Below are 13692 nucleotides of genomic sequence, written 5' to 3' on the forward strand. Positions count from 1 at the left end.
TCAGAGGGGGTTGGGGGTTTCAGACGACGCGTTCGCCGGGGGCGACGATCGCGTCAAGCACGGCCAGGTCGGCCGGGCTTGGTATCCAGTCGGCCGCCGCCGCGTTGGCGGTGACCTGTCGAGGGGTCATGGCGCCGCAGATGACGGAGCCGACGGCGGGCAGGGCCGCCAGTGCGCCGACCGCGACCTGGAGGAGGGTCAGGCCGCGTTCGGCGCCGTACTCGGTGAGCGTCTCGACCCTGTCGAGGGCTGCGTCGGTGAGCCAGCCCTGCCGCCACGACAGACGGCTGCCGGGCGGGGGCTCCTCGCCGCGCCGGTACTTGCCGCTGAGCAGGCCGTTGGCCAGCGGGTAGTAGGGCAGCAGGCCGACGCCGTTGCGCAGGCACGCCGGGATCAGATCCCGTTCCACGTCGCGGTCCAGCAGGTGGTAGCGGGCCTGGGTGGAGACGAAGGCGTCCGTGAGCTGCTCGGCAGGGAGATTGGAGCAGCCGAGGTGACGGATCTTGCCCTCGTCGACGAGCTCGCGCAGGACGGTGACCGTCTCCTCCAGTGGCGTGACGCCGTCCGGCTCGTGGTACTGGTACAGGTCGATCCGGTCGGTGCCGAGCCGGGTCAGCGATGCCTCGACCCCGTACCGGATGTAGGCGCGGGCCCCACGCGGACCGTACAGGTCGGCGTCCCGGCCCATCTCCATGCCGAACTTGGTGGCCAGCACCACGTGGTCGCGGTGGCCCTTGAGGGCAGCGCCCAGGAGCCGTTCGCCGTCGCCGCGGGACCCGCCCAGGTCGCCGGAACCGCCGTACATGTCGGCTGTGTCGAACAGGGTGATCCCCGCGTCGAGGGCGGCGTGGACGACGGCCTTCGTGCCGTCCTCGTCGAGGCGGGCGCCGAAGTTGTTGCCGCCCACGCCGACCACCGAGACGGTCGGGCCGCGCTCACCGAGCGTGCGGTATCTCATGACCGGTTTCCGAATCCGATGCAGACGTTCTTGGTCTGCAGGTAGCTGGCCAGGCCTTCGAGGCCCTTCTCCCGGCCCCAGCCGCTGTGCTTGTAGCCGCCGAAGGGAAGCTCGACGCCGGTGCCGACGCCGGTGGCGTTGACATAGACCTGGCCGGCCCGTATGCCCTCGGCCATGCGCATCGCCTTGTCGATGTCGCGCGTCCACACATACGAGGCGAGTCCGTACGGACTGTCGTTGGCGATCTCCAGCGCCTCGGCCGCGTCGTCGAACTCGATGACCGTGACGACGGGACCGAAGATCTCCTCGCGGGCGCAACGGGCCTGGTTGTCCAGTCCGGTCAGGACGGTCGGCTCGACGTAGTAGCCGTCGGCCAGCTCAGGGTCCGAGGGTGCGCGTCCGCCTGCCCGTGCCACGGCGCCCTCCTCCCGCGCCAGCTGCAGGTAGCCGAGCACCCGGTCCCGCTGCCGTGCGGCAACCAGCGGGCCGACGTCCGGGTCGGAGAGACCTGGGCCGATGCGCAGGGACGCGGCGTGCGCGACGAGCTTGTCCAGGAACTCCTCGGCGCCGCGCTGGAGCAGCAGCCGGGTGCCGGCCGAGCAGGTCTGCCCGGCGTTGCCGAACGCGGAGGCGGCGACCGCGCCGAGCGCCAGGTCGAAGTCGGCGTCCGCGAAGACGACGACCGGCGACTTGCCGCCGAGTTCCGTGACGGAGGGCACCACGTTGGCGGCGGCGGCCTGGGCGACCTTGATGCCGGTTTGCACCGAGCCGGTGAAGGTGACCTGGTCGATGTCCGGGTGCCCGGCCAGGGCCGCGCCGGTCTCACCGTCACCGGGGACCACGTTGAGAACGCCCGGCGGAAGACCGCACTCCAGGGCGATCCTGCCGATCTCCAGCGGGGTGAGCGGCGCCTCGGGTGAGGGCTTGAGCACCACCGTGCAGCCCGCGGCCAGCGCCGGGGCGGAACCCCTCGCGGTGTTCTGCAGCGGGTAGTTGAACGGGATGATGTGGCCGGAGACGCCGATCGGCTCACGGACGGTGTAGTCGAGCAGGCCGGGACCGAGCGGGATCGTCGAGCCGCCGAGTTTATCGGCGACCCCCGCATAGAACTCGAAGTAGCGGGCCGCCGCCTCCACATCGGCCTTCGCCTGCCTCAGCGGCTTGCCGACGTCCTGGCTCTCCATCCGCGCCAGCCGTTCTCCCTGGTACCGGATGGCCTCCGCGATCCGGTACAGGATCCTGCCCCGGTCGGCGGCACGCATCCCAGCCCACTCGGGAGTGGTGAAGGCCGCGCGCGCGGCGGCCACCGCCTGGTCCACGTCCGCCTTGCCGGCCAGGGCCACCTGGGCGATGGCCGTCCCGTTCGACGGGTCCAGGACGGTGAAGGAACGACCGTCGGCGGCGGGGACCTGCTTGCCGTCGATCAGCAGCTCGGTCAGCTGCAGTTCGCCGCTCATGGCCGGATCTCCCCCAGCACCTCGCCGAAGATGACGACCTCGTCGCCGGGGCGGACCGTGCGGATCCGGCGGACCCAGAGCACGATGCCGTCCTGCGGCGCGCTGACCTCTTCCAGCGTGTTGCCGTAGTGGTCGGTGATGGTGGCGATCAGGTCGCCTTCCTTGCAGGTCTCCCCCGGCTCGGCGCGGGCGACGAAGAAGCCGCCAGCGGCGGAGCGGGCGAACGTGCCGGACACGGTCGTGTAGGTGTCCCGCAGCTCCGCCTCGCCGTCGGTCATGCCGAGGCTGCGCAGGATGTTGCGGATCGAGTTCATGTGATGCTCGACGTTGGTCTCACGGTACGTGGCGCCACCGCACTCGATGGTGATGGCGGGCTTGCCGGCCGTGAGAACAGGGTGGCGGACCGTGCCGCCCCACTTGCCGCCCTTCCAGACCAGTTCGTGCCCGGCGGCGAGCGCCAGGTCCGTCGCCAGGTCCTCGTAGCCGCCCTGGAGGATGACCAGCGGGGCGATCTCGCCGTAGGCGCCGCCGGTGTGCAGGTCGACCAGGGCGTCGACGGCCGGAACGACCTGCTCGACGAAGGTGGCCGCCAGACGCTGCGAGTACGAGCCCTCCGCGTCACCCGGGAAGATGCGGTTGAGGTTGAGGTGGTCGATGCCGCTCGCGCGGGCGGCCGCCTCGAAGGCCGGGGTGTTCATGCAGGGGATGCCGACGACGGTGCCGCGCAGGGTGGCGGGGTCGAGCTCGGCGAGGACGCGCCGGATGGCCTCCTGGCCGTCGTACTCGTCGCCGTGCACGCCCGCGTCCACGCACAGGACGGGGCCGTCCTGAGCACCGTTGACGACGATCAGCGGAATGCCGAGCTCCACGCCGTAGGTGCTGGTGCCGACCGGGATGAGGCCCTGGGCGCGCTCGCCGGGGGCGACGGTCAGCGGACCGATGGAGTACATGTCGTTCCTTTCCGATACGTGTATGCGTGGATCAGAGGCGGGCGGAGGCCTCGGCGAGAGTGCCCGCGATGATCGCGGCGATACGGTCAAGGACGGCGCGGTCGCTGATCAGCGGGGGCGCGATCTGGATGAGCGGCGCCGAGCGGTCGTAGACGCGGGCCAGCAGGCCGGCCTCACGCAGTCGACGCGGGATCAGGTCGACGATCAGTTCGGTGCGGGCGGTGTCGCTGAAGCCGCCGCCGTCGAGGTCGCCGACGAGCTCGCAGGAGTAGAAGAACCCGGTGCCGCGGACGTCGCCGACGATCGGCAGGTCCTTGAGGGCCGCCATGCGCTTCGCCAGGTCGCCCTCCAGGGCGCGGACGTTGTCCAGGATCCGGTCCCGCTCCATGATCTCCAGGTTGCGCAGGGCGATGGCCGCGCTCAGCGGGTGCCCGGCGAACGTGTAGCCGTGGTTGAGGACCGCGCCGGGCCGGTTGATGACCTCGGTGACCTTGGTGCCGACCAGGGTCGCGCCCAGGGGGGCGTATCCCGCGGTGATGCCCTTGGCGACGGTGGCCATGTCCGGACGGGCGCCGTAGCGATCCCCGCCGAACCACTGCCCGACCCTGCCGAAGCCCGTGATCACCTCGTCGGCGACCAGCAGGAAGCCGTACCGGTCGGCCAACGCCCGCAGCCCCTGCCAGTACCCCTGGGGCGGTGTGATGCAGCCGCCGCGGTTCTGCACCGGCTCGGCAATGAGCATGGCGACGGTCTCCGGGCCCTCGGCCAGGATCGCGGCCTCCAACTCGGCGAGCAGCCATGCCGTGTACACGTCGTCGTCCGCGAACTCGGGCGCGAGGCCGAAGCGGTTGGTGTTCGACACGACTCGGGTTTCGATCGCCGGCGGCCCGTACGGCTCCGTCAGGCCGGGGTCGTCGGTGAACGACAGGGCGCCGATGGTCAGGCCGTGGTAGGCACCACGCCGGGCGATCGCCTTGGTGCGGCCCGGCTCGCCGCGCAGGGCGTGGTAGCGGCGGGCTATCTTCCAGGCGGTCTCGACGGCTTCGGCGCCGCCGCTGGAGAAGAAGGTGTGCTCGATGTCGACGGGAGCGATCCGGGACAGCCGCTCGGCGAGTTCGATGGCCGTGGGGTGCGCGGAGCCGGTCCACAGCGGGCTGTAGCACAGCTCGCGCAGTTGCCGTTCGGCGGCCTCGGCGAACTCGGGGCCGTAGGAGTAGCCGAGTTGGCAGCAGTACAGCCCTGACAGGCCGTCGATGTAGCGCCTGCCGTCGGCGTCGTCGACGTACGGGCCCTCCCCCCGCTGGACGACGAGGAGGTCCTCGCCTCCGGGGCCGAGTGAACCGTTGGGGGTCATGTGGAGCAGCAGGTGTCTGGCCGCCGTGGCGGACAGTTCACCGGCCGGACTGCGGGTGCTGGTGGTCATGACGCGGTCTCACTTCCCGCGGCGAGCCCCACGCCGGGCTCGGTGGGCAGCAGGCCGTCATGCCGGCCGGAGCCACTGAGCCTGCGGACCACGCCGACCAGGGCGAGGGCCACGACGGCCACCCCGATGAGGATCGCGCTGATGGCGGTCACGGACGGGTCGACGTCGTACTGCAGGACGTTGAACACCTGGACCGGCAGGGTCACGGTGTCCACGGAGGACAGGAACTGCGCGATGAAGAACTCGTCGAAGCTGGTGATGAAGGAGAAGATCGCCGCGGCGACCAGTCCGGGCATGGCCAGCGGGAAGGTGACGCGCCGGGCGACGGTCAGGCGGCCCGCGCCCATGCTGGCGGCCGCGTCCTCCAGCCGTTCGTCGATGCCCTGCAGCGTGGCCATGAGGATCATCACCGCGATCGGCGAGGCCAGCACGGTGTGGCCGAGGGCGATGGCGATCGGGCTGCCCAGCATCGCGGCCGGTTCGAAGAACAGGAACAGGCCAAGGGCGATGACGACCTGAGGGATCACCAGGGGGGCCAGGACCAGGCCGTAGACCGCCGTCCGCAGCGGCAGGCGGCTGCGGACCAGGGCCGTGGCCGCCGTCATCCCCAGGATGAGGGAGAAGACGGTGGTCAGGCAGGCCACGAGGACGCTGAGCGACAGCGCGGCCGGCCACTTGCTGCCGTCGGCGAACAGCACCTTGTACCAGTTGAGCGTCCAGGAACTGGGCGGGAACGAGCCGAAGGCATCCTTACCGAAGGAGGTGATGACGATGACGACGATCGGCAACACCAGGAACAGCAGGATCAGCGTGGACAGGACGGCCAGGGTGATGCGTCCGGCCACGGTGGAGCGGAGTTCGGTCATGACGTCGTACCTCGGTTCCGGTACGCCTCACCCGCGGACTTCAGCAGCCTGAGCAGCAGCAGTCCGGCGAAGGTGAGCAGGAGCAGGATGATGCCGAGGGCCGAGGCGCCGTTCCACTGGTCCTGCTTCATGACCTGCGTGTCGATGAGCGAGGCGACCATGGTCTGTTTCGGGCCGCCCATGAGGGCTGGGGTGATGTAGTAGCCGAGGCAGAGGATGAAGCACAGCACGCCGGCGTTGACGAGGCCGGGAGCGACCAGCGGGACGTAGACCCGGCGGAAGATGGTGATCCGGCCGGCGCCCATGCTGGCCGCGGCGGCCATCAGCCGCCGGTCGATGCCCTTCATGACCGCGTACAGCAGCAGCACGGTGTACGGCAGCATCACCGAGGTGGTGCCGATGACGACTCCGAGCTCGTTGTAGAGGAGTTGGAAGGGGGCGCCCGGGACGTGAAGGCTCGTCAGGAGGTTGTTCACGACGCCGTGTTCACCGAGCAGGATGATCCAGCCGTAGGTGCGCACAAGCGCGCTGATGAAGTGCGGGACGACCACAACCACCATCACCAGGCCCGCCCACAGGGGCTTGAGCCGGGACACCGCGGCGGCCAGGACGAAGCCGACGACCAGGCTGAGCAGCGAGGTCTCGGCGGAGATCCGCAGGGTGGTGAGGAGGATCTCCAGGTTGGCGCCCTGGAAGGCGTCGGTGTACCAGTGGAGGGTGAAGCCTCCGCTCTCGCCTTTGAGGCTCAGCATCAGGATGCTGAAGATCGGGTAGACGAAGAGGACGAGCAGGTACACGACGATGGGTGCGGCGTTGAGCAGTCCGAAGCGGGTGCGGCGGTCGGACAACGAGCGGCCCGGTCGTTTCTTCGCGGTCACGGGGGCTGTGGAGCCCGGTGCCGGAGCGAGTACGGCCATCGTCCTCACCCCCCGTCTTCCGCGTCGGGGTACACGCTGACGTTCGCGGGGTCCGCGGCGAGGTCCACGCGTGCGCCGAGGGCGGGGGCGCGGCCGGCGGGCAGTTCCAGCCGTACGAGGTCGGTGTCCTTGCTGCCGAGGGGGCGGACGGTGACCCGGACGAGGGTGCCGACGTAAGTGACCGTCTCGACGGTCCCGGTACAGAAGCCGTCGCCGGCCGGACACAGATAGAGCCGGCCCGGCTGGACCGCCGCACGCACCCGTACGCCGTCCGGGGCGGCCTGCGGGCGGGCCTTGAGCAGGCCGCCGGTGTCGAGCCGTACGAGCGTGTGGTCCGTGGTCTGTTCCTCGACACGGCCGGGGAGGAAGTTCGCCGCGCCGAGGAAGTCGGCGACGAAGGGGGTGCGAGGGCGCTCGAAGAGCTCCTGCGGGGTGTCGAACTGGTCGATCCGCCCGTCGGTCATGACCGCGATGCGGTCGGACAGGACGAGGGCCTCCTCCTGATCGTGCGTCACGTAGATGACGGTCAGGCCGAGCTCCTGCTGGATGCGCTTGATCTCGGTCTGGAGCTGGTCGCGCAGCTTCTTGTCGAGGGCGCCCAGCGGCTCGTCCATCAGGATCACCGGTGGCCGGTAGACCAGGGCCCGGCACAGGGCGACGCGCTGCTGCTGGCCGCCGGACAGCTCACGCGGCCGGCGGCGGGCCATCTTGGACAGGCCGGCCATCTCCAGCGTCTCGCCGACCCGGCGGCGCTGTTCCGCCTTGGGCACGCCGCGCAGTTGCAGCGGGAAGGCGACGTTTTCCCACACCGTCATGTGCGGGAAGAGCAGATACTGCTGGAAGACGAAGCCCAGTCCGCGCTTCTGCGGGGCCAGGCGGGTCACGTCGTTGCCGCCGACGACGATGTTGCCGGAGTCGGGCTCGCAGAACCCGGCGATCATCATCAGGGTGGTGGTCTTGCCGGAGCCGGAGGACCCCAGGAAGGTGACGAACTCACCCGCCGCGATCTCCATGGAGACCTCGTCGACGGCCGTCACTCCCGCGTACGTCTTGCGCAGTCGCCGCACCGACAGGGCTTTGCCGCTGCCGGCCAGCGCCGCGGGGGCGGCGAGCGACGGCTCGGGCATCACGTGGGTCTCAGGCATGCGTCCACTCCTGCCAGCGCTTGGCGACCGCCTCCTGGTTCTCGGCCCACCACTCGACGTCCATGTCGAAGCCGGTCTTCAGGTGCTCCGGGGAACTGCCCAGGTTTGCCGCGGTGGTCGGGGAAAGCTTCTTGTAGGCGGCGGGCACCGACGGGGCCATCGGGTACAGCTCCGCGTAGTGCGCCTGGACGTCGGGCCGCAGTGCGAAGTCGATGAACTTGTACGCGGCGTCCAGGTTGGCGGCACCCTTGGGAATACCGAAGGCGTTGCTCTGCCGGCGGGCGCCGTTCCACTGGTAGGCGAGCGGCGAGCCCTGCTTGATCAGCGCGTCGAGGCGGCCGTGCCAGACATCGGTGGCGACGACCTCCCTGCGGCCCAGCAGCACCCCGGGCAGAGCCCCGGTGTCCCAGAACTTCTTGATCGATCCCTTGATGTGGTCCAGGGACTTGAAGGCACGGTCCAGGGCCAGGGGGTACAGCTTGTCCAGGGGCACCCCGTCGGCGAGGAGGGCGAACTCCAGCACGGGCCGGTCCGCGTCCAGGCCCTGGAGGGCGCGGTCGCCGGGGAACGCCTTCGTGTCCCAGAAGTCGGCCCAGGAGGAAGGCTTCTTGCCGCCGAAGGCGTCGGTGCGGTACGCCATCACGCTGGCCCAGTAGTTCTTGCCGATGGCGTTGGAAGTGACCAGGCTCTTGGCGATGCCGGCCGTCTTGAAGTTCTTCAGCCGGTCGTAGTCCAGGTCCTCGGTCGCGCCGGCCTTCTTGAAGCGCAGGAAGTCGGACATGGAGTCGTCGATGACGTCGAACTGCGGGCGGCCCTGCTGGATCTGGGCGAGCATCTGCGCGTACTGGATGTTCACCACCTCGATCCGGATGCCGGTCTCCTTGGTGAACGCGTCGTAGATGGCCGTCTTGTTGGCGTCGCCGTAGGTGCCTCCGCTGTCGCGGACGACCAGCGTCTTGGAGCTCTTGCCGCCGCTGCCGGCCACGGACCGGCTGGTGCCGGTACCACAGCCGCTGAGGGCGGTCGCGGCGGCGACACTCGCCGTGACGCCGCCTATTCCGCGCAGGAACAGTCTGCGGTCGATCCGGGCATCTTTCATCGTGTGCCTCCTGGTGCTGCCGGCCTTGGAAGGGGAGTGGCCGGGGAACGTGAGTAAGAAGCGGCTGGGGTGGGGGCTTAGGGGCGGGGGTCCGCCTCGTCGGATCCGACGCCCGTACCGGGGGTGCGGAGGGTGCCGGTTCGTGTGGCCGTGTCGGGGTCCCACGGGACGGCCAGGGCGGCCAGTTCGGCACCGGGGGCGACGGTCAGACCGTGCATGCCGTAGAAGATCCGCCCGCCGGCCGCGGCGTGGACCGTGTGCTCCCGGCCGTCGGCCGGGTCGACGATGCGGCCGAGGACGTCGCCTTCCGCCACTTCGGCGATGACGTCGCCGTCGAACGAGAACTCCGGGTACCAGAGGCCGGTGGCCTCGGCTGTGACACCCGCGGACCAGACCCACTCGCGGATCGGCGCCGGAGCGGAGTCGTCCGGGTCCAGCACGCCGAGGTGGCGCAGCGCCTGGCACAGTCCGTCGACGCGGCGGCGGGCCGTGGCCGCGTCACGCTGCCCGAGTGCCCCCACCTCGACGAGGACCGCCGAGATGCCCCGGCGGGCGGCGGCCGCGTGGCTGTTGCCGCCGTCGGGCTTCAGACCGAGGATGACGTCCTCGATGCCGAAGGATCCTGCCAGCGCGGCCGTCGCCTTGTCGAGGTCCAGGTCGCCGGTGAGACGGTAGCCGACGAAGTCCCGCAGGACCTGGTCGATACCGCCGCAGTGCAGGTCGACGTAGACGTCGGCACCGTCGACCAGGTGGGTGAAGAGCCAGGCGGCCAGCCGCTCGGTGGGGCTGCCGTCGGGGTCGCCGGGGAAGACACGGTTGATGTTCACGCCGTCGACCGGGGAGACGTTGAGCCGGCCCTGGTACACCGCCGGAGGGTTGGCGACCGGGCAGATGATCACCTGCCCGCACACCTCGCCGGGTTCCAGCAGCGCGGTGAGCCGTGCGGCCGCGTCGATGGGCGTGAACTCACCACCGTGCACGCCGGCGGTGATCACGACTCGGGGACCGGGACGGGTGCCGTTGATCAGGGTGACCGGGATGTCGACGGTGAGCGTACCGAGGTCGGCGCGGACGGTACCGCGGGTCTTGGTGCCGGGCTCGGCGCGCAGGATGCCGACGGAGAGCGTGGTGTCGTCCATGCTCAGGCCTCCGCGCGGTCGAGGGTGGAGATGAAGTCGATGGGCTGGGACGAGGTGCCGTCCAGCGCGAGGTCCGCGGCGATGTCACCGAAGGCGGGCGCGAGCTTGAAGCCGTGGCCGGAGAAGCCGGCGAGGAGGATGACGTTCTCGGCGCCGGGCAGCGGGCCGACCAGGGGTCGGGTGCTCTCGGTGTAGCCCTCCATGTAGACGGAGAGGCGCGTCGGGTCCGGGTGCAGGTCGGGCATGTAACGCCCGATCAGCTCGGAGAAGATCTCCAACTCATCCGGCCGCACGGTGCGGTCCAGCTGGTTGGGGTCGCCAGCGAGCCGGTGCAGCGCGCGGGACAGTCCGAGCTTGACCGAGATGCCGTCCGGGGAGGGCAGGCCGTAGCAGTGGGTGGGTGCCGTACGGATGAACGCCGGGCGCTCCTCCCCGAACCAGGCGTCGGGGGAGGTGGGCACGTACCAGGCGCTGACGAGGCGGCGGACTTCCACCTCCCACGGCAGGTCGGGCAGCAGGTCATTGACCCAGGGGCCGGGCGTGACGACGGCGGTGTCGAAGCGCTCGCTGCCGGAGTCGGTGCGGATCTCCACGCCGTCGCCGACGGCGACGATCTCCCGGACCGTGCTGTAGCGGTGGATCACGGCGCCCAACTGCTCGGCGCGGCGGGCGGCGGTCTGGATCGTCAACTCCGGGCGGATGAACCCGGCACGGCGGTCGAGCACGGCCGCGTCGCCGTCCTCGATGCGGTACTGCGGGAAGCGCTTGGCGAGCGTCTCGACGTCCAGCACCTCGTGGTCGAGGTCGTGCTCGGCGATCGACTGAAGGACGGTGGCCATCTGATGGTGGTCGGTCGGCCCCATGAGTAGGCACCCAGTCAGGCGGCGCAGCTCGCGGCCGGTCTCCTGCTGGAGCTCCTCCCAGAGTGAGTCGGCGTGCTTGAGCAGCGGGACGTACCGGGAGTCCTCGAAGTGTGCGCTGCGGAAGATCCGAGTCTCACCGCCGGCGGCACTGCGGTCGTGGCCGGGGGCGAACCGGTCGTATCCGACGACCTCGGCGCCGCGAGCCGCCAGCCGCCAGGCGGCCTGGCTGCCCATCGTTCCGACGCCGACCACCGCGACGCGCTTCCTGGCAGCTGACACAGGACTTTCCTTTCGTATCGCCGAGGCGCATGCTGGGCCCTCGGCGTGAGGCTGTTCGATTCGAGATGATTTGGGCGGGAGCCAGGCCCTTCTTGTGGACCTGCGGCTCGCTGACCGCCGCGTCTCGCAGTCCGGCTCACTTCGGAGGGGACTTCCCGGAGAGCCGTGCCACTATGTGGAATGCTGTGCTAGAATCTGGCACAGAGAATGTCAGTGGCCCAGAGGGGAGTCAAGAGGGTGTCCAGCAGAAATTTTCAGGATTAACAGGGGGAAACCGGATGGAAATGAAGAGCGTCACCAGGTCGCTGCGGGTCCTGGAGGCGGTCGCCCAGCATCAACCCGTGACCGTGGGAGAGTTGACGAAGATTTTCGGGCTGCCGAAGTCCACCGTGCAGCGCACCCTGGTCACGCTGGCGGAGGCGGGCTGGCTGCGCGCCAACCGCAGGGACACCACCCGTTGGGAGATCGGGGCTCGCGTCCTGGCCGTACGGCCCGCCGCCCTGCAGGGCTCCAGTCTGTTCGCCGCCGCACGCGAACCCATGATCCGGCTTCGGGACGCGGTGAACGAGACCATCCATCTGTCGGTACCGGACGCCCTGCAGTGCATGGTCGTCGTCGACCGCGTCGACAGCGATCAGGCGGTACGCACCTTCCACACGATCGGCGACACCTCACCTCTGCACGCCACCGCCGTGGGACGCGCCGTCCTCGCCCACCTTCCGAAGCAGGACGTCGAAGAACTCATCAAGGCGGGGCTGGAGCGGTTCAGCGACACGACCCCCGTCGAGCCCGACGAGCTGCGCGCCGAGCTGGACCGGATCCGCGTCGACGGCTATGCGGTCAACCGCAACCAGTACCGGCCGGGCGTCTGTGCCGTCGCCGCCGCCGTACTCGACGAGGACGGCACCCCGCTGGCCGCCGTGGCCGTCTCCATGCCCGAGGCGCGGTATGACGGTGCACAGGTGTCCAAGTGGGGCCGCCTCGTCGCCGACACGGCCGCGGAGATCTCACAGCGCCGCCTGGGCACCTGAACGGCAGGCGACGGCCCGCAAGCCGTCGACGGAGGGCCGGCTCGCACGCGGCAGCGCGCGAGCCGGCCCTCTGCCTCGCGTCACACACAGCGACAACCGTCCGGCACCCGGCCGAGGGGAGGGCCGGACACAAGGCCGGTCCGCTGATCAGCCGAATCCACATGCATGCCACATCGTGGAACAGTATGCTGGATTTTGGCACGTTCGCGACCGTGCCTCCGCACCGAGGTCAAGAAGTGAGAACCAGGAATCCACAGGCCTGAGGGGGCATCGAATGGAATTGAAGAGCGTCACCAGGTCGCTACGGGTTCTGGAGGCAGTCGCCCGACATCAACCCGTAACCGTCGGGGAGTTGACGAAGATTTTCGGGCTGCCGAAGTCCACCGTGCAGCGCACCCTGGTCACCCTCAACGAAGCGGGTTGGCTGCGGGCGAACCGCAAGGACACCACCCGCTGGGAGATAGGCGCCCGCGTGCTGGCCGTACGACCAGCCGCCCTGCAGGGCTCCAGCCTGTTCACCGCCGCACGCGAACCCATGATCCGGCTCCGCGACGCGCTGAACGAGACCATCCACCTGTCCGTGCCGGACGCCCTGCACGGCATGGTCGTCGTCGACCGCGTCGACTGCGACCACGCGGTACGCACCTTCCACTCCATCGGCGACATCTCTCCCCTGCACGCCACCGCCGCCGGGAACGCCGTCCTCGCCCATCTGGGGAAGTCCGAGATAGACGAGGTCACCGCGGGGAAGCTGGAGGGTTACGGCGAAGAGACCATCACCGACCCGAAGCAACTGCGCGCGGAGCTCCACCGCGTGAGAGAGCGTGGCTACGCCGTCAACCACAACCAGTACCTTCAGGGTGTCTGCGCCGTCGCGGCACCCGTACTCGACGGTGAGGGAACACCACTGGCCGCCGTGGCCGTCTCCCTGCCCGACTCCCGCTTCGAGCCCGGCCGGCTGCCCGAGCTGGGTCGGCTGGTCGCCGAGACCGCGGCGGAGGTCACCGCCCGGCACCTGGCCTGACGACGGTACCGGCTCCGGTTCCTCACCCCGGCTGACGGCCGCGCTCCCAACCCGGGCGCGGTTGAGCAATGCTCCATCACTTCACGATCACGTAGATCTTGCGCACGGTTTCAATGGTCTTCCAGACACCGACGAAGCCCGGCTTCATGACAAAGCTGTCGCCCGCCTTGTAGACCACCGGCTCGCCATCTTCCGGCGTGAGTTCGACGATGCCGGCGAGGAGATGGCAGAACTCGAAGGTCTCGCCCTTGATCGAGCGTGTCTCGCCGGGCGTCGCTTCCCAGACTCCCGTATGGATCATCTCCCCGCGGGTGACGTCCTGGGGCCAGGTCATGAACGCGGGATCGCCGGAAACCAGACGTTCCGGGAGCGGGCCGGACTCGTGCGGCGCGAAGGAGGGATTGGTGTCGATGGTCTTCAGGAACGACATGTTTTTCCTGTCCTGGGTTCGAGAAGTTGGTAGCCGCGGCCCCGGTCGATCCATGGGCCTGGGCAGGAGACTCTTATGGAGGCGCTGGTTGCCGAGGCCGCCGTGCGCGGC

Annotated in this window: 13 protein-coding genes; 2 read left to right on the plus strand and 11 right to left on the minus strand. The window is 69.8% G+C overall.

Annotation, left to right across the window (positions count from 1 at the left end):
• Positions 1 to 19 precede the first annotated feature (19 nt).
• The 10 genes from ACQF4J_RS00830 to solA all read right to left on the minus strand — a co-directional run bounded on the left by ACQF4J_RS00830 (position 20) and on the right by solA (position 11096).
• Entirely contained in the window at positions 20 to 958 is a 939-nt protein-coding gene (locus tag ACQF4J_RS00830) for an aldo/keto reductase (protein ID WP_351801542.1), read from the minus strand.
• Positions 955 to 2415, minus strand: a complete 1461-nt coding sequence (locus tag ACQF4J_RS00835; protein WP_351583981.1) for an aldehyde dehydrogenase family protein — start codon at positions 2413 to 2415, stop codon at positions 955 to 957. The genes ACQF4J_RS00830 and ACQF4J_RS00835 overlap by 4 nt, the downstream gene beginning before the upstream one ends.
• Positions 2412 to 3365: a succinylglutamate desuccinylase/aspartoacylase family protein gene (locus ACQF4J_RS00840; protein WP_351801544.1), complete on the minus strand. Its 954-nt coding sequence runs from the start codon at positions 3363 to 3365 to the stop codon at positions 2412 to 2414. The genes ACQF4J_RS00835 and ACQF4J_RS00840 overlap by 4 nt, the downstream gene beginning before the upstream one ends.
• Positions 3366 to 3396: 31 nt before the next feature.
• Complete coding sequence (locus tag ACQF4J_RS00845; RefSeq protein ID WP_351583987.1) at positions 3397 to 4788, minus strand: aminotransferase class III-fold pyridoxal phosphate-dependent enzyme; 1392 nt, start codon at positions 4786 to 4788, stop codon at positions 3397 to 3399.
• Positions 4785 to 5654, minus strand: coding sequence for an ABC transporter permease (locus ACQF4J_RS00850; protein ID WP_351583990.1), 870 nt, complete (start codon positions 5652 to 5654; stop codon positions 4785 to 4787). Before ACQF4J_RS00850 ends, ACQF4J_RS00845 begins: the two co-directional genes overlap by 4 nt.
• Entirely contained in the window at positions 5651 to 6532 is an 882-nt protein-coding gene (locus ACQF4J_RS00855) for an ABC transporter permease (RefSeq protein WP_351801546.1), read from the minus strand. The genes ACQF4J_RS00850 and ACQF4J_RS00855 overlap by 4 nt, the downstream gene beginning before the upstream one ends.
• A 44-nt stretch (positions 6533 to 6576) precedes the next feature.
• Positions 6577 to 7716: an ABC transporter ATP-binding protein gene (locus tag ACQF4J_RS00860; protein WP_351583996.1), complete on the minus strand. Its 1140-nt coding sequence runs from the start codon at positions 7714 to 7716 to the stop codon at positions 6577 to 6579.
• Positions 7709 to 8815, minus strand: coding sequence for a polyamine ABC transporter substrate-binding protein (locus ACQF4J_RS00865; protein WP_427164184.1), 1107 nt, complete (start codon positions 8813 to 8815; stop codon positions 7709 to 7711). Before ACQF4J_RS00865 ends, ACQF4J_RS00860 begins: the two co-directional genes overlap by 8 nt.
• Before the next feature lie 77 nt (positions 8816 to 8892).
• Positions 8893 to 9954, minus strand: coding sequence for a succinylglutamate desuccinylase/aspartoacylase family protein (locus tag ACQF4J_RS00870; protein WP_427164186.1), 1062 nt, complete (start codon positions 9952 to 9954; stop codon positions 8893 to 8895).
• 2 nt (positions 9955 to 9956) lie between these two features.
• Positions 9957 to 11096, minus strand: a complete 1140-nt coding sequence (solA, locus tag ACQF4J_RS00875) for an N-methyl-L-tryptophan oxidase (RefSeq protein WP_351584005.1) — start codon at positions 11094 to 11096, stop codon at positions 9957 to 9959.
• A 284-nt stretch (positions 11097 to 11380) separates the two neighbouring features.
• Between solA and ACQF4J_RS00880 the strand changes: the two genes are divergently transcribed.
• Complete coding sequence (locus ACQF4J_RS00880; RefSeq protein ID WP_351584008.1) at positions 11381 to 12127, plus strand: IclR family transcriptional regulator; 747 nt, start codon at positions 11381 to 11383, stop codon at positions 12125 to 12127.
• Between the two features lie 280 nt (positions 12128 to 12407).
• Positions 12408 to 13151 (plus strand): IclR family transcriptional regulator, encoded by a 744-nt coding sequence (locus ACQF4J_RS00885; protein WP_427168546.1) that lies wholly within the window; start codon positions 12408 to 12410, stop codon positions 13149 to 13151.
• Between the two features lie 76 nt (positions 13152 to 13227).
• Here ACQF4J_RS00885 and ACQF4J_RS00890 read toward each other — a convergent pair whose 3' ends face one another.
• The gene (locus ACQF4J_RS00890) at positions 13228 to 13581 is read right to left on the minus strand and encodes a cupin domain-containing protein (RefSeq protein WP_351801550.1); all 354 of its coding nucleotides are present in this window, start codon (positions 13579 to 13581) and stop codon (positions 13228 to 13230) included.
• Positions 13582 to 13692 lie beyond the last annotated feature (111 nt).

It is taken from the genome of Streptomyces sp. C1-1 (genome assembly GCF_050214755.1).
Taxonomy (GTDB): domain Bacteria; phylum Actinomycetota; class Actinomycetes; order Streptomycetales; family Streptomycetaceae; genus Streptomyces.

What these genes read in the sequence shown, in the direction of transcription:
- ACQF4J_RS00860 (WP_351583996.1), bottom strand. Translation starts at nt 7,716, where the DNA reads ATGCCTGAGACCCACGTGATGCCCGAGCCGTCGCTCGCCGCCCCCGCG.
- ACQF4J_RS00870 (WP_427164186.1), bottom strand. Translation starts at nt 9,954, where the DNA reads ATGGACGACACCACGCTCTCCGTCGGCATCCTGCGCGCCGAGCCCGGC.
- ACQF4J_RS00845 (WP_351583987.1), bottom strand. Translation starts at nt 4,788, where the DNA reads ATGACCACCAGCACCCGCAGTCCGGCCGGTGAACTGTCCGCCACGGCG.
- ACQF4J_RS00835 (WP_351583981.1), bottom strand. Translation starts at nt 2,415, where the DNA reads ATGAGCGGCGAACTGCAGCTGACCGAGCTGCTGATCGACGGCAAGCAG.
- ACQF4J_RS00840 (WP_351801544.1), bottom strand. Translation starts at nt 3,365, where the DNA reads ATGTACTCCATCGGTCCGCTGACCGTCGCCCCCGGCGAGCGCGCCCAG.
- ACQF4J_RS00865 (WP_427164184.1), bottom strand. Translation starts at nt 8,815, where the DNA reads ATGAAAGATGCCCGGATCGACCGCAGACTGTTCCTGCGCGGAATAGGC.
- ACQF4J_RS00880 (WP_351584008.1), top strand. Translation starts at nt 11,381, where the DNA reads ATGAAGAGCGTCACCAGGTCGCTGCGGGTCCTGGAGGCGGTCGCCCAG.
- ACQF4J_RS00890 (WP_351801550.1), bottom strand. Translation starts at nt 13,581, where the DNA reads ATGTCGTTCCTGAAGACCATCGACACCAATCCCTCCTTCGCGCCGCAC.
- ACQF4J_RS00850 (WP_351583990.1), bottom strand. Translation starts at nt 5,654, where the DNA reads ATGACCGAACTCCGCTCCACCGTGGCCGGACGCATCACCCTGGCCGTC.
- ACQF4J_RS00830 (WP_351801542.1), bottom strand. Translation starts at nt 958, where the DNA reads ATGAGATACCGCACGCTCGGTGAGCGCGGCCCGACCGTCTCGGTGGTC.